General features: G+C 60.2%; 27 protein-coding genes and 5 pseudogenes. 14 read left to right on the top strand and 18 right to left on the bottom strand.

Translation table 11 applies throughout. From position 1 onward, the window contains the following. Positions 1-180: 180 nt before the first annotated feature. Positions 181-447 (bottom strand): annotated as a pseudogene (locus tag NKI25_RS26455) (MucR family transcriptional regulator); the annotation flags it as partial. A 650-nt stretch (positions 448-1,097) separates the two neighbouring features. Here NKI25_RS26455 and NKI25_RS26450 point away from each other — a divergent pair. The 7 genes and pseudogenes from NKI25_RS26450 to NKI25_RS26420 form a co-directional block, all read left to right on the top strand. After that, positions 1,098-1,364 (top strand): DNA -binding domain-containing protein, encoded by a 267-nt coding sequence (locus tag NKI25_RS26450; RefSeq protein ID WP_031195313.1) that lies wholly within the window; start codon positions 1,098-1,100, stop codon positions 1,362-1,364. A 349-nt stretch (positions 1,365-1,713) separates the two neighbouring features. Beyond that, entirely contained in the window at positions 1,714-2,088 is a 375-nt protein-coding gene (locus NKI25_RS36540) for a phage integrase central domain-containing protein (RefSeq protein ID WP_502897441.1), read from the top strand. Further along, on the top strand, positions 1,979-2,440 hold the full coding sequence (locus NKI25_RS26440) for a tyrosine-type recombinase/integrase (RefSeq protein ID WP_352595194.1): 462 nt from the start codon (positions 1,979-1,981) through the stop codon (positions 2,438-2,440). Before NKI25_RS36540 ends, NKI25_RS26440 begins: the two co-directional genes overlap by 110 nt. Positions 2,441-2,734: 294 nt before the next feature. Then, positions 2,735-2,941, top strand: coding sequence for a helix-turn-helix transcriptional regulator (locus tag NKI25_RS26435; RefSeq protein ID WP_352517670.1), 207 nt, complete (start codon positions 2,735-2,737; stop codon positions 2,939-2,941). A 31-nt stretch (positions 2,942-2,972) separates the two neighbouring features. Further along, positions 2,973-3,200 carry a hypothetical protein gene (locus tag NKI25_RS26430; protein ID WP_352694561.1) on the top strand — a complete coding sequence of 76 codons (228 nt, stop codon included), beginning with the start codon at positions 2,973-2,975 and terminating at the stop codon, positions 3,198-3,200. A gap of 137 nt (positions 3,201-3,337) precedes the next feature. Further along, entirely contained in the window at positions 3,338-3,511 is a 174-nt protein-coding gene (locus NKI25_RS26425) for a hypothetical protein (RefSeq protein ID WP_352999805.1), read from the top strand. Positions 3,512-3,523: 12 nt separating this feature from the next. After that, positions 3,524-3,745 (top strand): annotated as a pseudogene (locus NKI25_RS26420) (HK97 family phage prohead protease); the annotation flags it as partial. 976 nt (positions 3,746-4,721) lie between these two features. On the opposite strand, the gene NKI25_RS26415 reads toward NKI25_RS26420, so the two are convergent. Beyond that, complete coding sequence (locus NKI25_RS26415) at positions 4,722-4,922, bottom strand: hypothetical protein (protein WP_352999803.1); 201 nt, start codon at positions 4,920-4,922, stop codon at positions 4,722-4,724. A 336-nt stretch (positions 4,923-5,258) separates the two neighbouring features. On the opposite strand from NKI25_RS26415, the gene NKI25_RS26410 reads away from it, so the two are divergent. Together NKI25_RS26410 and NKI25_RS26405 are read left to right on the top strand one after the other, a co-directional pair. Further along, entirely contained in the window at positions 5,259-6,068 is an 810-nt protein-coding gene (locus NKI25_RS26410; protein ID WP_352999801.1) for a hypothetical protein, read from the top strand. Continuing rightward, positions 5,971-6,930: an SGNH/GDSL hydrolase family protein gene (locus tag NKI25_RS26405; protein ID WP_352999799.1), complete on the top strand. Its 960-nt coding sequence runs from the start codon at positions 5,971-5,973 to the stop codon at positions 6,928-6,930. The genes NKI25_RS26410 and NKI25_RS26405 overlap by 98 nt, the downstream gene beginning before the upstream one ends. 7 nt (positions 6,931-6,937) lie before the next feature. Here NKI25_RS26405 and NKI25_RS26400 read toward each other — a convergent pair whose 3' ends face one another. Further along, positions 6,938-7,126, bottom strand: coding sequence for a hypothetical protein (locus NKI25_RS26400; RefSeq protein WP_023722438.1), 189 nt, complete (start codon positions 7,124-7,126; stop codon positions 6,938-6,940). Positions 7,127-7,305: 179 nt separating this feature from the next. Next, positions 7,306-7,587: a hypothetical protein gene (locus NKI25_RS26395; RefSeq protein WP_023722439.1), complete on the bottom strand. Its 282-nt coding sequence runs from the start codon at positions 7,585-7,587 to the stop codon at positions 7,306-7,308. A gap of 313 nt (positions 7,588-7,900) precedes the next feature. Between NKI25_RS26395 and NKI25_RS26390 the strand changes: the two genes are divergently transcribed. Beyond that, positions 7,901-8,179: a hypothetical protein gene (locus NKI25_RS26390; protein ID WP_023722441.1), complete on the top strand. Its 279-nt coding sequence runs from the start codon at positions 7,901-7,903 to the stop codon at positions 8,177-8,179. On the opposite strand, the gene NKI25_RS26385 is transcribed toward NKI25_RS26390, so the two are convergent. From NKI25_RS26385 to NKI25_RS26345, 9 genes and pseudogenes are all read right to left on the bottom strand, one after another. After that, positions 8,173-8,523, bottom strand: coding sequence for a hypothetical protein (locus tag NKI25_RS26385; protein ID WP_352999797.1), 351 nt, complete (start codon positions 8,521-8,523; stop codon positions 8,173-8,175). The two genes, NKI25_RS26390 and NKI25_RS26385, sit on opposite strands and share 7 nt — an antisense overlap. 1,151 nt (positions 8,524-9,674) lie before the next feature. Then, positions 9,675-9,821 (bottom strand): annotated as a pseudogene (locus NKI25_RS26380) (IS5/IS1182 family transposase); the annotation flags it as partial. Between the two features lie 426 nt (positions 9,822-10,247). Next, on the bottom strand, positions 10,248-11,273 hold the full coding sequence (locus tag NKI25_RS26375) for a transketolase family protein (RefSeq protein ID WP_502897440.1): 1,026 nt from the start codon (positions 11,271-11,273) through the stop codon (positions 10,248-10,250). After that, positions 11,270-12,109 (bottom strand): transketolase, encoded by an 840-nt coding sequence (locus NKI25_RS26370; protein WP_352999841.1) that lies wholly within the window; start codon positions 12,107-12,109, stop codon positions 11,270-11,272. Before NKI25_RS26370 ends, NKI25_RS26375 begins: the two co-directional genes overlap by 4 nt. Before the next feature lie 19 nt (positions 12,110-12,128). Next, positions 12,129-12,881, bottom strand: a complete 753-nt coding sequence (locus tag NKI25_RS26365) for an SDR family NAD(P)-dependent oxidoreductase (RefSeq protein ID WP_023722445.1) — start codon at positions 12,879-12,881, stop codon at positions 12,129-12,131. A 35-nt stretch (positions 12,882-12,916) separates the two neighbouring features. After that, on the bottom strand, positions 12,917-13,810 hold the full coding sequence (locus NKI25_RS26360) for an amidohydrolase family protein (protein WP_352999793.1): 894 nt from the start codon (positions 13,808-13,810) through the stop codon (positions 12,917-12,919). Between the two features lie 64 nt (positions 13,811-13,874). Then, a complete protein-coding gene (locus NKI25_RS26355) occupies positions 13,875-14,837 on the bottom strand; it encodes a substrate-binding domain-containing protein (protein WP_023722447.1) in 963 nt (320 codons plus the stop codon). Between the two features lie 22 nt (positions 14,838-14,859). Then, complete coding sequence (locus NKI25_RS26350) at positions 14,860-15,864, bottom strand: ABC transporter permease (protein ID WP_352999791.1); 1,005 nt, start codon at positions 15,862-15,864, stop codon at positions 14,860-14,862. Next, positions 15,861-17,393, bottom strand: a complete 1,533-nt coding sequence (locus NKI25_RS26345; RefSeq protein ID WP_502897438.1) for an ATP-binding cassette domain-containing protein — start codon at positions 17,391-17,393, stop codon at positions 15,861-15,863. Before NKI25_RS26345 ends, NKI25_RS26350 begins: the two co-directional genes overlap by 4 nt. A gap of 103 nt (positions 17,394-17,496) precedes the next feature. On the opposite strand from NKI25_RS26345, the gene NKI25_RS26340 reads away from it, so the two are divergent. Next, the gene (locus tag NKI25_RS26340; protein ID WP_023722450.1) at positions 17,497-18,492 is read left to right on the top strand and encodes a LysR substrate-binding domain-containing protein; all 996 of its coding nucleotides are present in this window, start codon (positions 17,497-17,499) and stop codon (positions 18,490-18,492) included. A 165-nt stretch (positions 18,493-18,657) separates the two neighbouring features. Here the strand turns inward: NKI25_RS26340 and NKI25_RS26335 are convergent. Further along, positions 18,658-18,910, bottom strand: a pseudogene (locus NKI25_RS26335) (Ros/MucR family transcriptional regulator); the annotation flags it as partial. Positions 18,911-19,248: 338 nt separating this feature from the next. Between NKI25_RS26335 and NKI25_RS26330 the strand changes: the two are divergent. Both NKI25_RS26330 and ltrA read left to right on the top strand, forming a co-directional pair. Further along, positions 19,249-19,514 (top strand): annotated as a pseudogene (locus NKI25_RS26330) (cold-shock protein). A gap of 609 nt (positions 19,515-20,123) precedes the next feature. Then, positions 20,124-21,509, top strand: a complete 1,386-nt coding sequence (gene ltrA, locus NKI25_RS26325; protein ID WP_352999789.1) for a group II intron reverse transcriptase/maturase — start codon at positions 20,124-20,126, stop codon at positions 21,507-21,509. 357 nt (positions 21,510-21,866) lie between these two features. Here the strand turns inward: ltrA and NKI25_RS26320 are convergent, their stop codons facing one another. Next, positions 21,867-22,088, bottom strand: a complete 222-nt coding sequence (locus NKI25_RS26320; protein ID WP_352648769.1) for a hypothetical protein — start codon at positions 22,086-22,088, stop codon at positions 21,867-21,869. A gap of 200 nt (positions 22,089-22,288) precedes the next feature. Then, positions 22,289-22,393: a DUF982 domain-containing protein gene (locus NKI25_RS26315; RefSeq protein WP_352999787.1), complete on the bottom strand. Its 105-nt coding sequence runs from the start codon at positions 22,391-22,393 to the stop codon at positions 22,289-22,291. 560 nt (positions 22,394-22,953) lie between these two features. Between NKI25_RS26315 and NKI25_RS26310 the strand changes: the two genes are divergently transcribed. Continuing rightward, positions 22,954-24,147 carry a DUF932 domain-containing protein gene (locus NKI25_RS26310; RefSeq protein ID WP_352999785.1) on the top strand — a complete coding sequence of 398 codons (1,194 nt, stop codon included), beginning with the start codon at positions 22,954-22,956 and terminating at the stop codon, positions 24,145-24,147. A gap of 368 nt (positions 24,148-24,515) precedes the next feature. Here NKI25_RS26310 and NKI25_RS26305 read toward each other — a convergent pair whose 3' ends face one another. Continuing rightward, positions 24,516-24,896 (bottom strand): DUF5615 family PIN-like protein, encoded by a 381-nt coding sequence (locus NKI25_RS26305; RefSeq protein WP_352999783.1) that lies wholly within the window; start codon positions 24,894-24,896, stop codon positions 24,516-24,518. Then, positions 24,893-25,513: a DUF433 domain-containing protein gene (locus NKI25_RS26300; protein ID WP_352999781.1), complete on the bottom strand. Its 621-nt coding sequence runs from the start codon at positions 25,511-25,513 to the stop codon at positions 24,893-24,895. The genes NKI25_RS26305 and NKI25_RS26300 overlap by 4 nt, the downstream gene beginning before the upstream one ends. Positions 25,514-25,588 lie beyond the last annotated feature (75 nt).

Below are 25,588 nucleotides of genomic sequence, written 5' to 3'. Positions count from 1 at the left end.
AATAGGGTTCGGCGCAGCACATTGCTGGCGGAGGCGCTTCTTGTGAAACAAGGATGTTTGCAGTTGAAGGCGGGCTGTCCCCGCCTTCTCGTATTCTGCGCAGATGCCGACGGTAGCTGCGCGCTCCAGCCCGACCTCGATTGCCGAAATTCTAAGCTGCGACCTTCTTGCGGGTCCGCTTCGCCGGTGCCGGCGCCGGCGTTTCTCGTCTTCAAGGGAGATGATGTAGTCCGGTGTCACCGACTTCCTGATTGGGACAGCAGGCGTAAGCGCAACCGGCTTTTGTGCGGTGACGCCTGCAGCCGTGCCTTTCAGCGCCGCGTGCACTTGGCCGATCAGGGCAGGGAGATCCCCCACCGGGACCGGATTGTTGGAGACATAGGCTGAGACGACATCGGCCGTGAGCTCGATGAGGGTGTCAATGTTTTTTGCGGCTTCTTCTGTCATGAAATTCTCCGGGCAGCCTGAAACACAGTCGGCGAAGTGTTGCTTAATAGTGGCGGTTGTCGCTGAAAGCAAATACAGCCCGGCAGGACTATCGCGATGCTCGTCGGCACCGAGGACCATAGCGCTGCATCCGCCGTCGTGCGCGTGTTGATCTGCGCGCTGTCGGCCGGGCAAAACGAAGCGCCAAAGATGTTTTGCGCCCCCCATGAAGCCCCAAGGTCGTCCTTCCGCAGCTCACGAAGCCCTCACGGATGCGGTAGCTAGGCTTCGGTTCTTGACTTTCGATTCGACCTGCGCCCCGGCCAGCGCGCCCTCGGCAGGCGCTGCGAACTCGAATACGGTGGTTGAACCGATGCTGAGCATTGCGGTAATTCAAGCATAAGCTTTGCCTGTTAATCCTGTGGTCACAAACGACCTTGATGGCCACCAATCCGCGCGAAACCCGATGTGCAGCCGCACGGTCTTGAGCTTTTTGCAATTCTCGCTAACCTGGGTCGAACCGCTCAGAAGATGCGCATATCGCCTCGAGCGGGCGCTTGCGGGTCATGATCGCGGTGTTGTGTTAGCTACGATGTTTCCCATCCGCTTGGTTAGGCTGTCGAAAGAAACAATCGCTCTTCGATCACTTACTTCCGGAGCCCGATATCATGATGAAATATCCAGACGTTAAACCAGGCCTTAAAGAAGAAGTGCCCTGGTCTGACAGCCTGACCAGCTACGACCGCCAGCACTTCACGACCTACCTGAGGCTCCTGGATGCAGGTGCCGACGAGGCAAGCTATGAGGAGATGGCGCAGGTCATCCTCGGCATCGATCCGGTGCAAGAGCCGGAGCGGGCCCGGAAAACCGTGCGAAGCCATCTCGATCGGGCGAACTGGATGGTGACGACCGGTTACAAGGAATTGTTCGCCGGATGAGGGCGAACAGGCGGCGACACGCTCCGCCTGTTCAGATGTGGTTACGGCGTCCGCGAAAAGAGCGGTCTCACGGTCGGGGCTGCGGGAATTAGGTTCAAATTGAAAGACCTCAGTTCTTTGCTCCATCATGACGATCGACCAGATGGCCGGCGACCGGTGCGAGCACCAGACCCGCCACGCTGGACGACAGCAACACGAGGCCAACCAAACCCGAACCGCCAACATGAAAAGCCAACCATGCAGGCAGGACAATTCCGACGCCAACGATAACGAAAGAAGCCGATGAAAAAGCTATAAACAGCGGGTCTTTCGAATCGTCAAGCGAGACACTTTCCCGGCTCGCTTTCCGATGAAGATAGCGGTGAAGGAGAAGTCTTTCCGCAATGGGAAGCACAAGGCGCAGTGGTCGATGACGTTGCGTGAATATGCCAAGCCGCTGCACAAGAGGCCGATCGCCGAGATCGCGCGCGACGACGTGGTCGAGACGCTGAAGCCGATCTGGGAGAAGATACCAGAGACTGCTGACCGCCTCCGCATGTGCATTGCAGCAGTAATGGATCACGCGAAGGCGAGGCGGCTTTTACCCTGCCGACTGGCGGAGAGGCCTGAAGGATATGCTTCCGGCTCGACAGAAGCTCACGCGCGGCCATCACGCAGCAGTCGGCTACAAGGAACTGCCTGCCATCATCAAGCGCCTACGAGCCGCCGCTGGCGTGTCAGCTAGGGCTGTGGAGTTCGCCGCATTGACCGCAGCGCGTTCCAGTGAGGTTCGCGGCGCAGTGTGGCCGGAGATCGACCTTGATGCGGCCTTGTGGACGGTACCCGCCGCAAAGATGAAGGCTGCGCGCGACCATGAGGTTCCGCTTTCCGAGCGCGCCGTGACAATCCTCCGCGCTACACAGCAGCAGTCGACCAGCGATCTGGTGTTCGAAGGTGGACGCGACGGAAGGCCAATCAGCGACACAGCGATGACGAAGGCGCTTAGGGCCGCTGGTGCGGGCGATGCGACCTTGCATGGTCTGCGCTCATCGTTCCGTGATTGGGCTGGCGATAGACCGATTACCCGCGCGATGTAGCCGCGGCGGCCTTGGCTCATGTGCTCAAGGACAAGACCGAAGCCGCATACAGACGTGGCACCGCGTCGCAAAAAAGACGCGGCTTGATGGTAGACTGGCACAGTATTGTAAAATAAAGCCCGTTGACCATATTGGCATTACAGGCGAAAACGCATATTGTTCTTCACCTTGGCTTACCTCGCCTAAGTTAACGGCGACCCGAATCCCTCTCTAAAGATTCAGATTTGAACGTGCCCCTTCGCACGTTGGATTTTCCGCACGCTCTTTTTGCGCCGGGTTGCAATGGGGATTCCGATGACAGCAAACGACAACCGACCGCGCCTGATCGCACCAAAAGACGCGGCGTCAGCCACGTCTCTTTCTCGTACACTATTGATTTTGATGGCCGAAGCCGGGGGGTTCCCGAAGCCCGTTTCGCTATCCGAACGACGTAGTGCATATATGCGTGCCGAGGTCGAAGAGTGGATTGATAAGCGTATCGCCGCGAGCGCGGCAGCATGAGCCACAATGCCGAAACTGTTGCGAAATGTTTATGCTTTGGAAGGCTACCGAGAAGGCGTTCCTGCAGCATCTTCTGATCCGCTTGATAGAGGATGTTCCGGACTTCAATAGGGAAAAGTTCGCAACCGGCTTGCACCTACTGCAAGAGGAGTGGCCCATCGACCGAACAGACAAAGATCGAGAAGCGCAGGGCTTAATCAGCATCCGCTTCCTTGGCGAATTAATTGAAATGACAGCAATGCGCATCGCTCGAGAGTGAGCACACTGACGGGCCGCGCGTTTCTTCAAAAAACACCGCCGACCAACGGCGGCACTCCAAGACTGGACCGCTCCCCTTGAAAATCCTTGATGCCCGACCGGAGCCGCCAGGCTGCGGCAACGCAAGGGAGTGTGAGTATGGAACGGCGAGAATACGAAGCCGCCACGGATAAGGGGCGCCCTGGTCAACGTCTGGTGAGACTGCCGGGCGATAAACAGCACACCAAGCGTGGTGACAGCGCAAAGGTCATCGCGCGCCGCATTGCGCTAGACAAAGCGGAGAAGCGCCTGCAGAGGCTGACGAATGGCTGAGTATCGGGCTACGCCATCCAATGGAGCCAACCCGCGACTATCGCGGGTCTCTTCGTTGAACAGTTTGCGCGCGGATCTTTCGACAAGTCATTGCTCCACAATCCTGACGTGGCGGCTCTGTGGTCGCATGACAGCAGCCGGCCACTTGGGTGTGTTGGCCGCCGCGACAGCAAATATCGCAGCGGCCGGTCCACCCGCCGAGCAAGTCATATTCTTCCACCATGTAGCTCTTGATCTTCAGCCCAACTGCCGTGCCGCCAACCGGCTTCCATGGATGCAGGTCAATTCACGATTTGCTGAAACGCGCTGTTTCCGCCCGGGTGGAGCTAGCCTGTCAGTTTAGTGAAGTCGTGGCGCCGCGCGCGAACATGTGCCAGCAAATTCGTTTCGTTTACGACCCCTGATTGAAAGAGATTCAGCTTGGTCGAGGCCAGAATCTGACCGTCTATCGAAGTGCTGTACCATTTAGCGTCGGCGGTTATCTGGTCGACAACCCGCTGGCAAATCGCCCGATCTTTAGGTCTAAGGAACTGACTTTTCGGCGCTCGTAGCATCTCGATGCCTTTAAAGGGGAGTCACTTGTCTCCCAAGCGACACCCATGCGTGGGTCTCCCGAGAATGGATACCAAACGCATCCAGGCCATTCGTTTGAGTGGTACGATGCGGGGCGTTGGCATCGGTGACGTGGTTGCGATCACGGCCGCGGTACGGAGGCGGTCACCGACGACCGTATCAGTGATACAACGCACTTCCTTAGCGGGCGGCCCAGCAGCTTGGGTTAGGGGGCGGCCGCTGGGCCTGACCAGCGAGCGTTCGGGAATGCTCGACTGGCTGGTTGGTATTTTAGATAAATCTAATATAATCGAACCATGCGAACGAAGTACGCGGCGGTAAGAAAGTGGCTGGCGTCCGATTCACTTACCGCGCGCTTTTGCCTTGGGTTCTGGCGAGCTTTCGGACGGGTTTGCAGCCAATTTTGCAGATCGCCGATCTGTTACCCACAGGGACTTTTTCCTCGCCACCAAATCGTCACGATCGCCCTCAGCGGTCGCTCGGCTATGCATGGCAGCTATGGCGTAGTCGGCTCTGTTGGTTCGATAGCTTCTTTTTGGACAGTCATCGTTTGCTCCCAGTTTCATAGCCCCTCTTCTTGCCCTGGCGGGGAGATACCACTCCGCAGTTCGCGAGGGCGGGAAGCAAGCCGACAATTTTAACGTTGGAGCGGCTTACAAAGTGCAACACAGCCGCCCTTTCGTCGGGCTGCGTTGATCGCGTCCATGTTGCCCTTCAGCTCGCCGATCTTGGCTTCACCTGCCTTGATGTCTGTGTTGTCCATCATGCTGCCAACCTGCAAGCCAAGCCAAAACACGCCGTCCACGTCATGGCGGGCGGTTCTGTCTTGTATGGCCATTATCGGCGCCAGGTCGGAACTCGTTCGGTAAAGTTCGGCTTCCAACTGGCTGCAGGACTTGCCCGCGTATACGCTGGACGAAACCAGCGTGGGCTTGATGTCGGCTGGGCGAGTAGCGCAGCCCGACAAAACGCTGATGGCTACAAACGCACATAACTTGATTCATGCTTCCCCCAAAATGCCCGCGGCGAGCAGGCGCTGAGGGCAGGACGAAGTAGTCTATGTGCCTTGACGGCATGCGGAATATATTCCTATTCTGCGGGATGGCGCACCCTCGCCGACACGAAGCCGTTTCCGAATATCACCTCGCCAAAATTGAACGACAGGCGTGGCGCCTTGTCTCTGTCGGTCGGGGCGACGCTTTTGGACCTCAAAGTGTCCGCTGCCGACCTCGGCCTGCGGGTTGGTGAACCCGTTGAAATCATCGTTGATCTGATCGCCGCACAAAGCCTTCAGATCATCGGCAGCATCGCGGTGTCATCCGGGGTGGCGCACAACGAGAGCAACACGGTCAACCCGGCAGTGGCGGGCGGGCTGGGCTACATGAGCGTTGGGCTGACCGTCACGCCGACCCAGAACGATGTCACGTTTGGCACGAGCCTGCTGGTTCGGCTCAACATCGCTGCCGGCGTCGGTGCGAATGGCCTGTTCGTGCTCGGCTGGGCTGTCCAGAAGGCCAAGTCACGCCTGACCTACATCGGCGGGGCTCTCCAATCTGCGGCCATGGTGGCGGAGGATGCGAACCCGAAGCTTAACATCAACCCGTTCTTCCGCATTGCGGCCAGCGGCGTCACCAACGACTATGCTGGCAACCCCCTGATCGGAGCATCGGCTGGCGGGTTTCCTCCTGTTCTGGTCAACGCGCCGGCAGGCTCGCCCTTCGGCACCAAGGCCATCAAGCTGCCGGCCGGCCACGCTGCACGACATCAAGACGCCCGTAGCCGAAGCAGGGTTGACGGTGGGAGAAACTGTCTGGTGTATCTTCGCCTTCATGGCGGGGAGTGCCCAGTCCATCCAGTTCATCCACTACATTCCGGTGTCGTCCGGGGTGACCCAGACCGTTCAGATAACCAAAACGGTCAATGGCCTGACGTATATTTCGCTGCCCATCGTGGTCACCCAGAACGACGTTACCTACGGCCTTAATCACCAGCTCCGCATCCTTCCGACAGGGGCCTTGGCCGCGGATGCCTACCTTCCCGGCTGGGCCATCCAGAAGGCACCGGGCCGGCTGATCGATAACCATGGCCGGTTTGACAAACTGGCCAAGGACGTTGCCTCCGTGCCGGCCTCGCAGTTCGCCGGCAAGATCGGTGCGCACTTCGGCGATAGCATCATCGAAAGTGTCATCTGGCCGGGCATCACGCCGACCGCCAAGATTGCCCAGCGCACCGGCATGACGATCACCAACTGCGGCGGCGGCGGCACCCGCATGGCCAACCATGCTGCGAACTATGACAAGTTCTCGTTTTACCGGCTGGCCGATGCCATTGCCTCCGGTGATTTTTCCCAACAGATAGCCGCAGCAACGGTCATCGGAGGCACCTTTCCAGCGATTGCAGCGCGCATGGCATCGGTGGATTACAGCCTGCTGGATTACCTGATCCCCTCGTTCGGCACCAACGACTTCACCGGCGCCGGCCCGACGTGCCCCATCGGCACCAATGCGGACATAACCGGGGCGACCTTCAAGGGAGCCATTAACTACGGCATCCAGACGATCATGACCGCCCGGCCGAACCTGAAGCTCATCTTCACGACGCCGATATGGCGGACGCTGGACGGCACTGCGGGAGGAGCCGGAAGCCAGCTGATCGACTACGCCAACGCCATGCTTGAGGTCTGCGCCCTAAACAGGGTGCCAGTGGTCGATCTGTACCGCCGCTTCATCATCAACCAGTTCAACTACGTTCATTGGATGGGTCCTGGAGACGGAACTCACCCCAACAATCTTGGACAGGACCTGATCGGCGGCATGATGGCGGCGGGGCTGTTCGACAACTTCTAAGTTGCGCCTAGACAATCTCGGCGCGGACGAAATGCCATGACGCCGTGTTAATGATCGTGTCCGGGGTATAGGGATTGGTGAGTTTCACTAGCGTCCCATCAACTTCCGCGACCGTCCAGACGCCAGTTTCGTCGCTCCAGTCGCCCGGAACCGCTACAATCATGGTGATGCGGTAATCTCTTCCGATTTCGAACATTCGGCCCTCCCCAGTTTTTGGTTTGGGGCAGAATGCGCGCGTGCTTGGGTCGGCGCAAGCGTCACCGACCTCGCAGGCGCGGATGGCGTCGACCAGCGCGACAACCGCGCCACGGGCCAGGTGGATGCCATCCTCGACGTGATCTCGAGCAACCTTTTCACGGCGATGGCAAATCTACCCTAGTGGAAGTCAATCTTTTTCGACGGCTGCGCGGTGTGGCTTTTGAGACTGATGAGCGCAGGCGTGTCGATCTTCGACGCTATCCGCCGGGCCAGTTCCCGCAATTCGAAAAAGCCGTCAATACTCATCAGGCTCAACGGTGTGCCTGACGAAGTATCCCACCGCAAAGGTACTTTGTCTTGCCTGTACGAAGATCCGTTCATCTCGCAAATGGCGTCGTAAATCGCCTGTGCGATCGACATTTCGGCCCGGATACGCTCTGCGTCTTTTTGGCTGTTCATAAGAATTTTTCCCCAAACCACGGTCCCCCTTAGCCGCTTTAATTAGGTGTCGCTAAATCACGCGGATGTGACACGTCGGATAAAATCGATTGATATGGCCGAGGGAGCGCACGCGGTTTTCTTTGGTCTTCGCCGTGTTGAGCGCCATGCAAGACTCGTGCCGCGTCCATCTTGATCGCAGCGTTGAATGGGCACTATTCGCAATGTATATTGCGCCCATGAGCACTGCAGCTGACAACAATTTTTTGCTGCCGCCTCCGGCTCCAGCGTATCTGCCGGCGCGCGTCATCGGCGACCCGAAGAAGGCGGCGTAGTGGTCAGCCCGCTTCCGGATCCCGAGGTCGCAGACGAAGCGCCAAGCGAGCCCTACCTCACCCCATACGACAATAAACGCGTCGCCATGTATATGTGGCTGCTGGACGCCGCCTATGACGACGAGGATTGGCGCGTGGTTGCCAGGACTGTGCTGCATATCGATCCCGAGAAGGAACCGAAGCGGGCGCACCGAGCCTGGGAAACTCATCTCGCCCGCGCCCGGTGGATTCTCAAGGAAGGGTACAAGTTCCTGTTCCCGAGCCCCACGACTCACTGACGAGTCTGTCCGTTAGGGCCGAAATTGGGGCCGCAAGAAGATACCGACAAAAGGTTTAATGAAATCAAGGGCATCTGGCGGAGGGAGTGACCGTCCGGCTGTTTTTTCGCGCCGACGTCATGCCTTTTCTTCGCACCGGTTAAAGGTTTTGGTTCCCTGGACCAGGAAACATCGATGGGGCTCGCGGTCACCCAGGTGAAGCCACCGCATCCACCATGCGCATCAAGCGCACTGGTCAGTCGACGCGACAATACACGAGACCCGCCGCGCAGTGCCTCCAGTTCTTTGAGACTGGCACTGATGAAGGCAAGTGCCTCGCCGCGGTTGGGAACCGGTCCCTTCATAGCACGAACCCTGCTGCCACGAATTGACCCCAACTTAATTAAACGCGCTCTCATGGGTGAAAGTGACTGTCAGCATTGGAGGCGCGGAAATTTCTTCCAATGCAGATGCTCAGGACGTCCTTCGCACTGCCGGACGGTGCCTTTTTGAAGCGAAACAACATGGACGAAATCGTGTTTCATTCGTCTATGACGCCGCCATGTTGCGGGTCGTGACGCCCTAACCTACCGCTGGCCCAGCCCTGACGCTGGCAGAGTATCGCGAGAATGGGGCCTGCCTTCCAACCGATTGCGGATGCACCAACAACCCGGCCACGTTCGACGTTTCACAGCCTGGGGCCTATTTTTCAGGTAACCGGCAATTCGTTGGAGTCCGTTCTCCAAAGTGACGCAAAAAGGCCCGCCCCATTGTCTGGAGCAGGCCCTTTGACTTGCGCGGTACTCAGAACCTTGCCGCTTCGCGAAAGATAATAGCGAATGGTAAACATCGACTGAACGTCCGTGCCGCTTCGGTGGCCTTGGGTTAGGTGCGGCCTGTCCTTGTTGCTTGGCGAGATCGGGGCGGCTGATGCCGGCTCAGTGCGACGCGGGTTTCGTGCAAACCCCAACAATGCTGCCCCCGCATCGATCACCGCAAGCAGATTGGCCAGCTAAATGTCATCCACTGCAGGGCAAATTCGTTGCTCGCCGGCCGACAAATGCTGGGAGGCACTGCATGCGCGCGCTCGGGGACCTGCGGTGAAAGATTGGCGCCCGGCCGCGATTGATCAAAGTTGGGCCTACGGACCGAGTGTCACCGCTTGCGATCGTAACATTGCTGCGATCCGAATTTACTCTTTGGCTCGCGCCCAAGCTGGACGCTCAAGCATGCCGCGTCTTCGCCGATATCCTGACGCTTCAGCCCGGCGACCGGTGGCGCAGAGAAATCTCACGAACGCGAGCCGGATCGCGAGCCAGACCGAAGATGAGCTTTCCACCTCTGCATGATACCGGAGTCTGGGCCCGTTGGCGCAGGATGGAAGTCGATCCTGATGTACGATGATACACTTCCCGTGCGTCGAGATGGGCGGACTCGAAATGAGGCCGCAGTTCGTCAACGACACCGTTGTCGCTCGGGATTGCCTGCTCGAACAGCAGATGTCCGTAATCGGCCGTCAGGCTTCGAGCTCCTTCGGCTGACTTTTGAGGGCGGCGATGAGTAGCCCCAAAAGAGCCTTCCGCCACCGGAGCAGGAGCGAGAAGTTGTAGCCGGCGGGGGCCAGGACGGCGTCGCCCTGCTGGCGGGCGAGGTAGTTGCGGCCAGCTTCTTTCGCTTCGCGCCACCAACCTTCGACCAAACCGGTGCCGTGACACCCGTTCCGAGAAGAGGCGAGCCGCGCGCCGGTCCATATGCCGCGAAGGACAGACGAGCCAACATCCCGAAACTTGCTTACGTCGAACTCGCGGGAGACCGGCACCAGGGGGCCTGACACCAAGTCCTCGAATGCCCTCGATGTGTGTTCAAGATCCTAGGAAGTTCTCTCCTTACCACTGGAAGACAGCTCGTCCAGCCGCATCTGAACAGGAGGCCGGTGCTCAATCAGTGCCGCGCAGGATGTGCCCGATTGACAGGCATCAGGGAAGCCCAGGTCCTTAGTCCACAACGCTGTGACGAGCGCGACAACCGCGGCGGGGTTAGCCAGCTCACAGTTCAAGTCGATGGCTCAACTGTTGCATGGGGAGAGCTCTTACTTCTCGCTCCAAATGCGGACGCGGCGCACGAGCTCGGAAGTTGAGATCCCGTAGCGATCGTGAAGCGTCGGCAGCGCGCCAGCGTCGAGGAACTCGTCGGGCAGGGCGATCTGGCGAAAGACTGGGGTCACTCTCTCGCGCATCAGCAGCGCGGCAACGCCTTCGCCAAGGCCACCAATGATGGTGTGGTTCTCCGCCGCCACCACCAGCCGTCCCGAACGGCGCGCGGCAGCGAGTATCGCCTCCGTATCCAGAGGTTTGATCGTCGGAACGTGCAGAACGGCGCAGCCGATCCTGTCGGCTTCAAGCGCCTTCGCCGCCTCCAGCGCGCGCATGGTCATCAGGCCGGTTGAAATGAACAGCACATCCTCACCCTCGCGCAACAGGCGTGCCTTGCCGATTTGGAATGTGTAATCGTACTCGTCGAGCACGACAGGAACCTTGCCGCGCGAAAGCCGCATGTAGACCGGCCCGTTGTAGTCCGCGATCGCCTCCGTGGCCTGTTCGATGTCGAGCGCGTCGCAAGGGTCGATGATCGTCAGGTTCGGCATCCCGCGGAAAATCGCGATGTCCTCCGTCGCCTGGTGGCTGGGGCCGTAGCCGGTCGTCAGCCCCGGTAAGGCGCAGACGATCTTCACATTGAGTTTCTCCTCGGCGATCGCCATGCAGATGAAATCGTAGGCACGTCGCGATGCGAAGACGGCGTAGGTGGTGGCGAAGGGCGTAAAACCCTCCCGCGCCAAGCCGGCGGCGGCGCTCATCAGCACCTGCTCCGCCATGCCCATCTGATAGAAGCGGTCCGGATGCTCCTGTGCGAAGACATGGAGATCGGTGTATTTCGCGAGGTCCGCCGTCAGGCCAACTATCCCGGGCCGCTGGTGCGCCAGTCTGGCCAGTGTGTGCCCGAACGGCGCATTGCGTGTCGGTACGCCATCGGGCGCGATCGACGCGATCATCGCCGATGTGGTCTTGCGCTCACCGGCATTGGCGGCGTGGCGCGGCGCGAACTTTGACAACCTCAACGCGGACGTCCCTTTTCCAAAGCTTCGAGCGCCAGCGCCCATTCATGCGGTTCGACGCGGATGAAATGCGTGATGTCGCGGGTTTCCAGGAATGGCACACCCTTGGCCATGCGCGTATCGCAAACGATCACACGCGGACGAGGTTCCTTCAGGCCGCGCGCCATGTCGAAGGCCTTGCGGACCGCCTCGATGTCGTTGCCGTCGACGCGCTGCGCATGCCAGCCGAACGCCTCGAACTTGTCGGTCACCGGTTCGGAGGAGAGCATGGCCGTCGACGGACCATCGGCCTGCTGATTGTTGAAGTCGACAATGGCAATGAGATTGTCGAGCTTGTGGTGGGCGGCCGACATCGCGGCTTCCCAGGTCGAGCCCTCACCGAGCTCGCCGTCGGACAAAAGATTGTAGACGAAACTGTCGCTTCGCTTGCGCGTCAGCCCCATGCACATGCCAACGGCAATGCCAAGGCCGTGACCGAGCGAGCCGCCGGTGATCTCCATGCCGGGCGTGTATGGCGCCATGCCCGACATCGGCATACGGCTTTCATCGCTGCCATAGGTTTCGAGCTCTTCCTCCGGCAGCACGCCCGCTTCGATCAGAGCCGCGTAGAGCGCGATCGCATAGTGTCCGATCGACAGCAGGAAGCGGTCGCGTCCCTCCCACAACGTGTCCTCCGGCCGGTAACGAAGCGCATGGAAATAGGCGACGGCAAGCACGTCGGCGACACCCAGCGCCTGTCCGACATAACCTTGGCCCTGGACTTGACCCATCCGCACGGCGTGTCGGCGGATACGATAGGCTCGTTCGGCCAGGCTGACATTGCTGCCAGCGCGAGGCATCTCAAGCTCCGTTGTCCACTCAGCCATGGATTAGCATCCCACCGTTGACATCGATCACGGCGCCGGTGATGTAGCTGGCCAGATCGGACGCCAAAAAGAGATAGGCGCCAGCGACGTCGCGCGCATCCCCCAGCCGGCTGAGCGGGATTCCCTTGATGATGTCGGCGCGCATGGCTTCGGTCAGTTTGCCGCCGGTGATGTCGGTCTGGATCAGGCCCGGTGTGACACAGTTGACGCGGATGCCTTCGGGACCGAATTCGCGCGCCATGGCCTTGGCAAGCCCCAGAACACCCGCCTTGGCAGCCGAATAGTGCGGGCCACCGAAGATGCCGCCGCCGCGCTGGGCCGAAACCGACGACATGCAGATGATCGAGCCACCGCCATTTTCGCGCATGTTCGGGATGAATGCCTGGCTGAGATAGAGCACGCCGCGTAGGTTGACATCGAGCATGCGGTCCCAGTCAGCCGGGCCGATATCCAGTGTCTTTGCGGGCTGCGTGATCCCGGCAATGTTGCACAGCACGTCGACCTTGCCGAAGGCTTCGGCCACTTCGGCAGCAGCCCTCTTGCAGGCATCGAGGTCGGCGACGTTACAGGCGAGGCCAATGTGCTCGGGCCCAAGCGACTCGGCGGCGTCACGGGCCTGTTGCTCATCGAGGTCAAGAATAGCAATGCGCGCGCCTTGCTCCGCCATCAGCGTTGCCGTGGAGCGGCCTATCCCCCGAGGGCTCGCGGCCCCTGAAATCACCACGGCCTTGCCCTTCAGCAACATGTCGAACTCTCCTGCTATTTCTCTTTGCCGGTGATCTAAAGTCGGTAGAACCGGGCGGCGTTGTCGTGGAACAACGCAAGCCGCTCCTCATGGGTGTAGCCTCGCGTGATCTCCTTGAAGGCGTTCACGATCGCATCGAAGCTCGAAAACAGCTTGTCGACCGGAAAGTTCGTCGCGAACATGCAGCGGCCGACCCCGAACGCCCCGAACGCTTCCTCGACATAGGGACGGATCGATGCAGCGGTCCATCGCCAGTCGCCCATGCCGAGACCCGAGATCTTGCAGGCGACGTTCGGCGCTTGCGCCAACTGATGCATGCCTTTTCTCCAAGCATCGAAATGCTCAGGGCCATCGACCTGCATGCCGGTGTGATTGAGAATGATCTGGACGTCGGGGAAGTCCAGCGCGAGCTCGAGAAACTCGCCCATCTGCGGATAGTAGAGCTGCAAGTCGAAGCTCAACCGGCGCTTCGCCAGTTCCCGGAAGCCACGTCGCCATTCGGGTGTCCGGCTGACCTCCGGACGCGACTGATAGGTCTTGGCGGGGTCAGGATGGTAATTCATCGACTGCCGTATACCGCGGAAGTTCGGATATTCCATGTGGCGGTCGAGGAGGTCGCCGACATGGGGTATGGACAGGTCGGCATAGCCGACGATGCCGTGGGGGAAGCCCCGCTTGTTGGCGATCTCCTGCAACCAGCGCGTCTCCCCAACCGGATCGCTGGGATCGAACCCTACGTCCAAGTGCACCGATTTCACCAGGGTCTGGTTCCTGGCGTCTTCCAGGTAGTCGTCGAGAAGGTAGCTTTTGCGGATCGCCTCGTAGTCACCGAAAGCCGACGGCTTAACCCCGTCGGTCAGCCACGGATAATAATTGGTCTCCAGATCCCACAAATGATGGTGCGGATCGATGAACGGCAGCTCGGCCACGGTCGGGATTCCTTGCTCGAGGTCTGGACCCGCCGGCCCAGCCGGCGGGTCCATTGGGTGGCGGTCAGTTGCTCGGCGGAAAGACGCGGGCGATGACCCTCTTGGCCTCAGGACTCTCGACCTTGTCGGCGGTCACAAGAGGCATGACCAAGGCCAGGTCCTGGGTCACCGGTGCGCCCGTCAGTGCGTTGTAGACCTGCTGGGTTCCGTCGATGCCCTGTCCCACCGCCTCCTGGAAGAAGATGCCCTGGATCGCTCCCTTCTTCAGCAGCGCGATCGTGGTCGGCGAGCCGTCGGCCACGGTGATGCCGATCTTGCCGGTGAGGCCCCGGGTCTCGACCACCTTGGCGGCGCCGGTGCCGGCTTCGTCATACATGCCGTAGATGGCCTTGATGTCGGGATTGGCGGTCAAGAGGTCGTTTGCCTGGGTGACGGCCTCGTTGATCGTCAGACCCCGCGTTTCCAGCATCTGGACGAGGTCGCAGCCGTCGGCGGCAAACGCCTCCTTGGCGCCCTTGAGGTATTTCTGTGCATTCTCCCGGTCCTGCGGCAGCGACAGCATGCCAACCTTGTTGCCGCCACGCTCCTTGGCAAGCTCGCAGGTGAATTTCCCCTGCGCCTTGCCGGTCTCATAGTTGTTCGCGGTGACCGAGGACGTATAGTTGGTGAGGCCCGGCTGCGGCCCGATGCCGGCGAAGGCGATCGGCACTTTCTGCTTCGCCAGATAGTCGAGCAGCGGCGGTGTCGAGGTCGAGCTGACGGGGCCGATCACGATGGCCGCGACGCCTTTGGTCACGGCGATCCGAGCATTGTCCATCTGCTTGGCGGGTGAGTTTTCTGAGGTGTACTCGACATAATCCATGCCGAGTTCGTTGGCCTTCTCCTTGACGCCGTAGCCGACCCATTGCCAGTAGGAGATGTCCAGCGATGGGGCGATGTAGGCGACGGTCTTCTTGTCCTGCGCGTATGATGCGCTGGACAAGGCGGCCGCCGCCAATGCTGCAAGCAGGATTGTCTTCATTTTCATCTTGGTTCCTCCCGTTGATGATCTAGATGCGGTTCTTGTTGCTGAAGCGGTCGATCAAAACCGCGAGCAGGATTGCAGCGCCGGTGACTGAGCCTTGCCAGAAGCTGTTCACGCCAATGAGGTTCACGCCGTTCTGGATGCAGGTGATCATCAGCGCGCCCAGCACGGCGCCGATCGCGCTGCCCGTCCCGCCAAAGAGGCTGGCGCCGCCGATGACCACGGCGGCAATCGCCTGCAGCATCAGGCTCGCCCCTGCCGTAGCTTCGGCGTTGAGGATGTAGCTGACGGTCAGCAGTCCCGCGAAAGAGGCAAGCAGCCCTGAAGCGACATAGGCCGCGAACTTGATGCGCAGAACCGGAATGCCGAGCAGCCGGGCAGCAATTGCCGATGAGCCGACGGCATAGAACCAGCGTCCAAGGACGACCTTGCGCAAGGCGTATTCCAGCAGGACCATCAGGAAGATGCAGAATAGAAGATGGTTGGGCATGCCGGGAACGATCTCGCCGGAATTCAGGAGCCAGAAATCCGGGGCGCCCATCGGCATCGAACGCCCATTGGTGACGATGAAGGCAAGGCTGCCCGCCACCGCGTAGGTAATGAGCGTGACGACGAAAGGCGCAAGCCCGACAACCGTGACCAGAAGGCCATTGATCGAGCCGAACACAAGGCCGACCGCCAGGCCGGCAGCACTCGCGGTCAGTCCGTCAGCGCCACTGGCCATCGCCAACGCGGTCACCATTCCGGTCAGGGAAAAGACTGAACCGACCGAAAGATCGATTCCGCCGGTGATGACGACCAGCAAAACACCGAGCGACATGATTGTGAGAGGCGCGGCGGCCTGGATGATGTTTTGCACATTGCCCATGCTGAGTGCTGCGGGCACGAACATGCCGACGGCCAGCAGCAGGACGACGATCGCAGCGGCAATCGCGGCTTCGGTGCGGTAGGACAAAAGAACCACTGGGACGCGCGACGTGGTGGTCCGGAGTTTTTTCGTGGTGGTGGTGGTGTCGGTTGCGTCGGTCATGCCGCCATCCCCGTCAGTTCGGCGAGCCCCTCTTCGGTAAAGTGCTCTTCAGGCAGGAATCCCTTTGGCCGCCCATCGGTGTCAAAGGCGAAAATAGCGTCGCAAAGCTCGAGCATTTCGACGTTCTCGGTCGACCACCAGATGATGATCGCGCCAGCGTCGGCCATCTCCCGGATCAAACCGTAAATGTCGTGCTTGGTGCCGATGTCGACGCCACGCGTCGGCTCTTCCAGCACCACCATCCGGAGCGGCAGCCCAAGCCACCGTGCGACGAGAAGCTTCTGCTGGTTGCCGCCCGACAACGAGGCCGGCAGGTCCCAGATCGAGCTGGCTTTCAACTTCAGCGCTGAAACGAGATCGTGACATTCCTGACGCTCGGCTGCGGCCACGATCCGCCGCCTTTCGCGAACCCTGCGTGCTGCAAGCACGTTATCGACGATGGGCAGCTGCGAAAGAATCCCTTTGGTTGCGCGGTCGCCCGAAACAAAGCCGATACCGGCCCGCGCCGCGGCCGCTGGGGACGAGAAGCCGTTCCCAAAACCCTCGCCGGAAAGGTGCCAGCCAGCTCCGGGCCCGGCACCCACAAGCGGAGCAATGAGCCCGGTCGGGCCCGCCGGTGCGCCGGCCAGTCCCAAAATGGTCCCGGACGAAATCGCGATCCTGACGTCATCCGGGCCCAGCAGCTCGATCGGTGCGTTCTGTCGGAGGCCCTTTTGCGGTTTGCGGTGGGTTGCTGGACGCTGCGCGTGTTGGCCCATCTGCTGGATGATGTCCGCGTCGCTGAGCGATGCAAGCGGCGTGGCATTTGCGATCGTGACGCCATCGCGCAAGATCGTGCAGACATCGCAGAGCGCCCGAATTTCCCGCATCCGGTGAGAAACAAAGACGATACCAATGCCTTCTTCTCGCACCAGCCGCTTTAGCACCGAGAAGAGTTTGGCCGTCTCGCCGGCAGTGAGATTGGCCGTGGACTCGTCGAGAAGCAGCACTTCGGCTCCGGTGGAAAGGGCACGAGCGATCTCGACGATCTGGCCTTCGTGGAGGGACAATTTGCGTGCCGGCAGCTCGATGATCTCTTCGCCGATCGCTGGGTCAATCAGCCGGAGCGCTCCGAGCGCGGTTTCGCGCATGCGGCGACGGCTGATCTGCGACCAGCCCGACCTCGCATGCACAATGCCGATGTTTTCCGCGACCGACAGCTCGGGCAATAGCGCCAGCTCCTGATGCACCACCGCGATGATCGGGCTGGTGTGGCCGGCCTTCGACGAGGCGAAGCTAATATCGCCGGCATCGCGTGAGATCAGCCCGGTGATGATGCGGATCAGGGTGCTTTTGCCGGCGCCGTTGCCGCCCAGGAGCGCGTGGATTTCGCCAGGCCGGACCTGAAAACTCACGCCCCGAAGGACCCGTGTTGCGCCGTAGTTCTTCTTGACGTTGGAAGCCTCGATCAGGGGCTTCCTGGTCGATGCCTGTCCAACTGCCGGCACATTGCCGGCACTACCCAAGCTTTGGGGTGAACCCGGTTCCATCCTGCATCTCCTCCCGAGACCACAGGGTGATGCGACCGATTGACATTCGGCTCAATTCTCGTTTCTTAACATTCTGTGTAGCTGAGCTTAACTGACGAGGACGATGTCAGACATCAAGTTCAATTCGATGACGCATTTCGAGGCAGTCGCGCGGCTCGGCGGCGTGGCAAAGGCCGCTCAGGAATTGCAGGTGACACCTTCGGCGGTTAGCCAGCAGCTGCGGCTGCTCGAACACCAACTCGGGGTGCGGCTTTTTCAGCGCGAAAAGCGCCATCTCTCGCTCACGATCGACGGTGAGCGGCTCTTCCAGACCACGACCCAGGCTTTCGAATCCATACGCGAGGTGCGTAATGCCATTGTGCGGCAGCGCGAAAGCTTCCAGCTTAGCCTGCGCGTCAGTCCTTCCTTCGGCGAGAAATGGCTGGCGCCGCGGTTGGCCGAGTTCAGCAAGGGCTATCCGAGCTGGAATTTGCGCGTCGACGCCACGCCCAATTTCTCGGATTTCGAAACGGAGGTCATCGATCTCGATCTTCGTTATGGCGACGGCGGCTGGGCCGGCCTTTATTCGGATTGCGTCGTCAACGATCTGATCCTGCCGATGTGCTCGCCTTCCTATCTTGCCGAACTGCGCGCGATTTCACCGGATCCGCGCGAGCAGCTTCGCCATGCGCGGTTGATCGACAGTGTGAAGGCCTATTTCCGGTGGGATTATTGGCTGCCGTGCAACGGTATCCAGGGCGCCCGCATGACGTATCCCTATCGTTTCGACCGTTCGTCAATGTCGGTTCAACTGGCGAAGGACGGTGCAGGTGTGGTCCTGGAAAGCACATCCATCGCATTCGAGGACCTGGTGTCGGGTTCTCTGGTTCCGGTCTCGATAGAGTTCGAGGTCATCGAGTTTCCGGGATACTGGCTGGTCTGTCCTTCGCGGCATATGAACCGGCGCGCGGTTCGCCTGTTTTCGGACTGGGTGTCACGCGTGGGTAAGCGCGACACCGATCTGGCTCGCCGGTTTCTGGCGGATAAGCAACTGCGCATATCGTTCGAACGACGGCCTCATTTCGGGGCACGGGATGACAAAGCGGCGCCAATGGCGTGAACAGTTCGGCGTTCAAGACATGGCAAGACGAAGATTGACAGCACGTTGCGGTTGAGGAGCTGGCAAAACGCAGGCTGTGTGCAAGCGAATGGGTTGGCCCCGCTTTTCATTTTCCGCGTAGCCTGTGCCTGCGGCTGCCCGCGCCACAATGACCCTAGAGATCAATCAAGCTGCGACCTTCTTGCGGCTCCGCTTCTCGGCTCCGGCGCGTGCGGCTCTTTTGGTTTGCGGCCGAGCCCGATCGTCTTGGCTAATGCCGAGCGCGCGGCGGCGTAATTCGGGGCAACCATGGGATAATCAGCCGGCAGACCCCATTTGGCGCGATATTCATCCGCGTCAGCCCGTAATGGGTCGACAGATGGCGCTTCAGCGACTTGAATTTCTTTCCGTCCTCAAGGGAGATGATGTAGTCCCATGTGAACTGATCGGGTCTCCATTACGATCGACGTGATTTCTTGAAATGCAGGGGTGACGCAGGGCCGCCCAAATATTAATTTTCCTGGGCAGGTTTGAGGAGGTCAACGTGAGAACTCACGATAGCGGAATACGAGGATGGGAGTTCTGCGATTGACGCTGCGATCGACAAACACGGCAAAGACGCGACGACGTCGGTCGCGTATTGTGCGTTCCAGACGCTTGGCCATCGAGGTGAACCCTAGCATCGGTTTTGGTTTGACCTGTTTGTAAAGCTCGCAAAATCGGATCACGTGGGTTGGGCGTAGAGCTCGGTCTCAGCTCTCGCGTCAGCTAATTTGGATGTTCCACAAAACCAAACAGCCATTCGACCTACGCCGGAAACAATCGAGTCCCGCGGCGTGGTTGAGCTGGCGGCATTTCAACGCGACCAAGGGGTTTGGCTTCATTCAGCCCGACAGTGGTGGACAGGACGTGTTTGTCCCTATTCTGCTGTCGAGCGCGCTGGCCTGTCGACGCTCGTTGACGGCCTGAAGGTCAACTATGAGATAGAACAGGATCGGCGGACCGGCAAATCGTCGGCCGGCAACCTGAGCAAGGCTGGCTGAACCAGCCATGTGATTTCGGCAAGCGCATCAAGCACGCAACTTCAGTGCACCAAGACGATCAAGTCCGGTGGCCTACCGGCACGTCGTTGAAGTGTCACCTTTGCTGACCTATATGCGCGCTGCGTCGGATGTTTCCTCCCATTCGTCCGGCGCGTTCCCCTCTGGAGGTTTTAACCTTCATACCTGGCCGGACCCTTTGGTCCGGCTTTTTTCGCGTGCCGAGCATGTTCGACAGCTCGGAGGTGTAAGTCCTCTACCCAGCCTGATGACGGCGAAGGGTTAGCAAAGCGCAAGGGCGTCGCCGCGAGGCGGGGTCTGAAGGAAGCGTGGAGCAAAACCGCGACCTGATGAACAAGAACCGGATAGGAGGCCGTCTCGGCCGGACGAGCAGGCGAAAGGCTGCAAAGTCCAAGGTCATCAAAGACCGGGGCGGTAAATCCGGCAGGTGTGCGGGGAAGGCGGTCGAACTTACCTCGGGAGATCTCCCCCATGTCCGGGCCTCCGGACTGAGCGGGTCGCAAGGCCTGTGATCGTGGCGGAGAAGTCAGCAGACGGCATATTAGGTCGCAAGACCGAAGGCCCGAACGTTAGAGAGGGTGAGTAGAGCAGGTGTCTCGACAGACCAAGCGGCAGAAACACCAACTCGAGTTGGCTTTCGACGGAGAGGCAAAGGGTGAAGCCCTGAGCACTTCCGCCGGAGGAGCCGAAGTCCTGTCGGCGGCACCTGTCCCCGAAAGCCCAGCGGCCCTGGTTGGGCCGATGATGGAGAGGATTGTCGCCCGCGACAATCTGAAGAAGGCGCTGGCCCAAGTCAGACGCAACAAGGGCGCGCCCGGCGTCGACGGCATGACCGTCGACGATCTGGCTGCCCACCTGAAAGACCACTGGCCCGAGATCCGGGCCCAACTTCTCAACGGCACTTACCAGCCGCAGTCGGTGCGGCGCGTCGATATTCCGAAGGCATCGGGAGGCACTCGCGGCCTCGGCATTCCGTCGGTGCTCGACCGCTTCCTCCAGCAGGCGGTGATGCAAGTGCTGCAAGAGGACTGGGATCCGACCTTCTCGCCATCGAGCTATGGGTTCCGTCCCGGACGCTCGGCGCATCAGGCCGTGGCCGCCGCTCAGCAGTTCATCGCTGACGGATGCCACACCGTCGTCGATCTCGATTTGGAGAAATTCTTCGATCGGGTGAACCACGACATCCTGATGGGTCTGGTGGCCAAACGGGTGCAGGACCGCTCTCTGCTCCGGCTCATCCGCCGTTATCTGACGGCAGGTGTGCTCGTGGGTGGGATGGTCGATCCGACGGATGAGGGAGTCCCGCAAGGGGGTCCGCTCTCGCCGCTGCTTTCAAACCTGATGCTCGATGTGCTCGACAAGGAACTGGAACGGCGCGGCCACCGGTTCGCAAGATACGCCGATGATTGCAACATTTATGTTCGCAGTCCTCGTGCAGGCGAACGGGTCATGGCCAGCGTCACCCGGTTCCTCGAACGGCGTCTCAAGCTGAGGGTAAACACGGCAAAGAGCGCTGTCGCTTCTCCAACTGAACGGAAGTTCCCTCGGCTTCAGCTTTTTAAGCCTCGACCGTGTATTGCGCCGCAGGCACTCGCCAGGTTCAAGCAGCAGGTTCGAGAACTCACGTCACGGACGAGTGGGAGAAGCCTCGCGCAGGTCATCCCGAGGCTATCGCGTTATCTCATCGGATGGCGTGGGTACTTCGGATTCTGCGAAACTCGAACGGAACTGCGGTCGCTGGACAGATGGATCAGGCGACGGCTCCGCGCCATCGTCTGGAAGCAGTGGAAGTACGGAACGACCCGCTTTGCGGAATTGCGTCGCCGTAGCATCAGAAAGGAGCTGGCGGCGAAAGCCGCCGGTAGCCCGCACGGTGTCTGGCGGCTTAGTCAAAGTCCGGCACTTTCCATGGCGTTTCCCAATGCCTTCTTCAGGGACCATGGTCTCGCCTCCGTCTACGTCCGACCAGTCGAGTAATCCGACGAACCGCCGTATACGGACCCGTATGTACGGTGGTGTGGGAGGGGTGGAACCGCGAGGTTCCCCCCTATCCCGATTTGTGCGCGAGAAACGGGTAAACTGAGGCGACGACGTCCGGCCGCTGGTTGGGCGATCTACCGCCCAGAATCGTCAAATATCGCGTTGCCACGTCACCGGTGAAATGAGAACCATGATGAGAGCTGTCAAGCCGACGGTGTAACGTCGCCAGCCCGGCAGGCGGCAAACTGATCCCTGGCCGTCTTCTCGACCTGCCATTCTTGCCGGTCATTCGAAGGGCAATGGCAATTCGCTGCCAGCTTTCGCCGATATTTCCAAGTGATGTGGAAGAATTGACTATGCTGCGGGCTTGTCGAAGACCATGGGCAACCCACGTTTCTTCGCCATCTCGACGACCAACTCTTCGATGGCGTGATCGGAAAGGCGGGTATGCAGTATCGTACGAATTCGTTTAACCAGTTCGTGCACCGGCAAAGGCGATAGATCCTCGGCGTCATCGAGAAGCCGACTGACTTCGATCACAACGTCAGCATCGATGTCGCTCGGCAAATCTCGCATATGCTATCTCCGATCGACGTAAATATTGCCGTCTTCCTGACCGTCGTCGAGTCAAGCAAATGAACGTCGGGGTTGTTTCACACGATGGCAGGACTCGATGTTCTGCTTCGGCTGCATAATTCGCGGTCATCGAAGCGACGCGTGAAGCTCTGCTTTCCTAAGTCACTTTGGAAGCCATCGAGGATACTATCATTTGGACCTCAGTCGCTGCGTAGGATTTTCGCTTCTAGCGCCGCTACAACGAAGGCCCGTCTCCCAACCGCCGGCTGAGCTTCACCACGCAGAACCTGAAGACATGCATCCATAGCCAGTTTTCGCTTCTTCGTCTGATAAGGAAACTCCGCAACAGGATCGTGGCAGCGTCGTTCACATCGAATATGACGCGCTCACGGTCATGCCGGCCAACTTGCACCACCACGGGCCGGACCAACCTGCTCGACATGCAATTACTCTCTCAGCTCCGACCCCGATACGGTCTTCGCGTATCATGACGTGGAGTCGATTTAGACATGTATTGGTTAGGGCCCGAAGAGAACCTGCAGTTGCTCAATCTCAACACAAGTTGCCCTGTCCAATTTCAGCAGGGCGCTATCTGAATCCGGATGGGTCCCGGTCTTGTTGCGCAAGAAAGCACAGCGGAATTCTGTCGCGTCCGGAAGGTGAAGCGGCGCTTGGTCCCATGGCGGGCTTTCCTGAAGCCCGAGCCTTCCCTCCTTTGTGTGTCAGCCTTGACGCGGCCGCTGCCGTTGCGCCAGCGCTTCTTTCGGCGCGGACAGGCCGACAGAGGCAGAGGGCGGACGGGATTGCGGGTGGCGGGTGGAGGTCCGGGAGATCGGCTCCCGGCGCCCGCCGCGGAGCTCCAACCATGACACAGATGGAAATTCACACGCCCACACGCAACGAACGTCGAGGCTACAAGGTCGACGTCAGCCGCGGCCAGCGCATCGGCCGGGTGTCGTCGGAGTGGTTTAGCCGCCCGGCCGACGAGCGCTACCTTTCTCTCACCAATCTCCACAATTCGGTGAAATGGCGGTCCGAACGTAGCAAGACGCGCACCGTCGAAAGTGAGCTAATCCGCGTCGAGGCCAGCCGCGACGATCCGGAGCGCCTGAGGCTAATGCTGCCCGATGCGCCTGCCCCAGTTGCCCCCACGCATTGGAGTTTTGGCCAACTCGCCAGCCTGATAGGCGCGCCGGCCACCTATCTGCGCCAGCTTCCGGCCCCGCTCGCGGCGATCAACCTTCAGCATGGTCTCCTCAACCACCGCGAACAGGTGAAGACGCTGGAAATCAAGAACGGGCGCCTCGAGTTGCGAGCGGTAACAGGTCCGGACTACGGCAGGATTTTCGATGAAGAGCTGATCGCGGCCGTCCAAAAAATCGCCGGCAACGGTACCGGCGACACGCGTTGGAAGGTGCCCGGCGTGCTCGACTGGTCGACGGGAATCTACAATCCGAATGTCGACATCTCCAATGCCACGACGACGCTCTATGCGTCCGACCGTGATGTCTTTGTCTTCCTCGTCGACGACCTGAATCCGATCGAAGCCGGCAAGCTGCCCGATGGCTCGCCCGACGTCTTTTTCAGGGGGTTTTATTGCTGGAACTCGGAGGTCGGCGCCCGCACGCTTGGAATCGCCAGCTTCTATCTACGTGCAGTGTGCCAGAATCGTTGCCTCTGGGGCGTGGAGGATTTCGAGGAAATCACTATCCGGCATTCTAAATATGCCGCCTCGCGTTTTGCCCTGGAAGCCGAGCCAGCGCTGATCCGGTTCGCGGAGTCTTCGCCCATGCCGTTCGTCAATGGCATCAAGGCTTCGCGGGAGCGTGTCGTCGCTCGGGACGATGAAGATCGCCAGAGCTTCCTGCGCAAGCGTGGCTTCTCCAAGGCTGAGACGACGAAGATCATCGATGCCGTGCTTTCGGAGGAAGGGCACCCGCCCGCCTCGATTTTCGACTTCGTGCAGGGCATTACGCGGGTGGCGCGCGACAAGTCGCATCAGGATGTTCGCCTGGAGATGGAGGGCAAGGCCAAGAAGCTTCACGATCTGGCAGCATGATACCGCAATGCTGCGCGCCGCGGGAGTGGGTAACGTCACCGGGCTGCCGATGCCGTTGCATCGCTGCGGCGCGCAGCACACGGCCTGCGCTGCCGGTCTGGCAAACACATCTTTCAGGTCCAGGTGTGCGCTGCACAAAATCGCAATGCTGCTATGCACAATTAATGCTTCTCGGGAGCGTGGAAGGGAGTAGCTTGTCGGTATCAAGTTTCGTCCGGGTCACCTCCTCCCGACCTTGGCGATCGGGACGGCATTTATTCCTCCCGAATGCTGTCGTCCAAATCAAGCCCGCCGCATCTCCTCCCGCGGCGGGCTTTTTCGTTGTGCGAGCGGCGGCTTCTGGCAGCCCGATTGCAGGAAATGGTCCGTCAGTCGGGGAGGTTGAACCGTTCGATGGTGATGGTACGCGCGACATCCACCGTAATCTCCAGCACTTCGTTCCATGCCTCCTCCCCACCGAGCTCCGAAAGGGCGAGATGAAAGAGCCTGTGCTGGAGATCGAGGCTTATCAGGCCAGGGGCGATGTTGAAGGCGACCAGCCCGACATGCAGCTCCTCGCCGCGATAGAGGCCGCGAAAGTCGGTCGTGTTGTGCGTGACGAGCACATAGCCGTCATCGACCGCGCGCCGGGTCACCATATGGTCCTTGGCGCCGGCGAGCCCAGCCAGCGCACATGGCTCGACTCGGGAAAACCCCGTTCGCGCGTTCGCAAGCTCTGGGCTCAGGCATTCGTCGATCAGGAATTTCACGAAACGGCCGGCAGATCGTCGAGACGGATTGTGAGGCTCGACTTCGCTGCCGTACTGCGCCACGCCGGCTTGACCGGCGGACGGCCACGCCGCGGATAGGCGAGCGCATAGTCGGCCGCGAGCCCGATCTGGTCGAGAGTCAGTTGCGGATAGGCGGCACGGATCGTCTCGGGCGTATCGCCATTGGCGAGCATGTCGGCAACGTCATGAACAAGCACGCGTGTTCCCACAAAAGCCGGCTGACCGCCAAGTACCGCTGGATCGCGCGCCACCATGGCCTTTGCTTTCCTCAGCCGGCTGAGGCCGGTCCTTACCCCGGCGGTGATTGGCTTCAGGTCGACCTTAAGCGGATCGTCCGCGACCACGGGCGCAGCTTCATCGGCAATAGCGTGCTCGACGATCCGCCGCCGCGCGGCAGGCGTCAGCGTCTCCGCCGTCAGCCAGGCGAGGCGTAGGCCGACGAGACCCGCTCCGATGATGACGCGGCTGCCGCGGCGTGTCTCGACACGGCCGCGTAGCAATCCGGCATCGATGATGCGATGCACCTGCTTGAGCGGCACCTGCGTTACCGCCGCCGCCTCATTGGCGGTGAGCACTTCGGTACTAAACCCCGGCATGACAATAATCCTTCCACGTTCATGGAAGATATATAGTCATCTGCCGTCCGCAGTCCAGCGAAGCTTTGCGGCAGG

Source organism: Mesorhizobium sp. M0808, from assembly GCF_040320025.1.
GTDB lineage: Bacteria > Pseudomonadota > Alphaproteobacteria > Rhizobiales > Rhizobiaceae > Mesorhizobium.
Note: the sequence above shows the minus strand (reverse complement) of the source record. Positions and strands in the feature narration are given on the sequence as shown.

Coding starts and splice junctions, on each gene's coding strand:
- NKI25_RS26385 (WP_352999797.1), bottom strand. CDS start 8,523: ATGAAGGGACCGGTTCCCAACCGCGGCGAGGCACTTGCCTTCATCAGT.
- NKI25_RS26365 (WP_023722445.1), bottom strand. CDS start 12,881: ATGTTGCTGAAGGGCAAGGCCGTGGTGATTTCAGGGGCCGCGAGCCCT.
- NKI25_RS26350 (WP_352999791.1), bottom strand. CDS start 15,864: ATGACCGACGCAACCGACACCACCACCACCACGAAAAAACTCCGGACC.
- NKI25_RS26425 (WP_352999805.1), top strand. CDS start 3,338: ATGGAACGGCGAGAATACGAAGCCGCCACGGATAAGGGGCGCCCTGGT.
- NKI25_RS26395 (WP_023722439.1), bottom strand. CDS start 7,587: ATGAACAGCCAAAAAGACGCAGAGCGTATCCGGGCCGAAATGTCGATC.
- NKI25_RS26315 (WP_352999787.1), bottom strand. CDS start 22,393: ATGGATGCATGTCTTCAGGTTCTGCGTGGTGAAGCTCAGCCGGCGGTT.
- NKI25_RS36540 (WP_502897441.1), top strand. CDS start 1,714: ATGAAGATAGCGGTGAAGGAGAAGTCTTTCCGCAATGGGAAGCACAAG.
- NKI25_RS26400 (WP_023722438.1), bottom strand. CDS start 7,126: ATGTTCGAAATCGGAAGAGATTACCGCATCACCATGATTGTAGCGGTT.
- NKI25_RS26435 (WP_352517670.1), top strand. CDS start 2,735: ATGACAGCAAACGACAACCGACCGCGCCTGATCGCACCAAAAGACGCG.
- NKI25_RS26345 (WP_502897438.1), bottom strand. CDS start 17,393: ATGGAACCGGGTTCACCCCAAAGCTTGGGTAGTGCCGGCAATGTGCCG.
- NKI25_RS26320 (WP_352648769.1), bottom strand. CDS start 22,088: ATGCGAGATTTGCCGAGCGACATCGATGCTGACGTTGTGATCGAAGTC.
- NKI25_RS26340 (WP_023722450.1), top strand. CDS start 17,497: ATGTCAGACATCAAGTTCAATTCGATGACGCATTTCGAGGCAGTCGCG.
- NKI25_RS26310 (WP_352999785.1), top strand. CDS start 22,954: ATGACACAGATGGAAATTCACACGCCCACACGCAACGAACGTCGAGGC.
- NKI25_RS26430 (WP_352694561.1), top strand. CDS start 2,973: ATGCTTTGGAAGGCTACCGAGAAGGCGTTCCTGCAGCATCTTCTGATC.
- NKI25_RS26450 (WP_031195313.1), top strand. CDS start 1,098: ATGAAATATCCAGACGTTAAACCAGGCCTTAAAGAAGAAGTGCCCTGG.
- NKI25_RS26300 (WP_352999781.1), bottom strand. CDS start 25,513: ATGCCGGGGTTTAGTACCGAAGTGCTCACCGCCAATGAGGCGGCGGCG.
- NKI25_RS26415 (WP_352999803.1), bottom strand. CDS start 4,922: ATGGCCATACAAGACAGAACCGCCCGCCATGACGTGGACGGCGTGTTT.
- NKI25_RS26440 (WP_352595194.1), top strand. CDS start 1,979: ATGCTTCCGGCTCGACAGAAGCTCACGCGCGGCCATCACGCAGCAGTC.
- NKI25_RS26370 (WP_352999841.1), bottom strand. CDS start 12,109: ATGCCTCGCGCTGGCAGCAATGTCAGCCTGGCCGAACGAGCCTATCGT.
- NKI25_RS26355 (WP_023722447.1), bottom strand. CDS start 14,837: ATGAAAATGAAGACAATCCTGCTTGCAGCATTGGCGGCGGCCGCCTTG.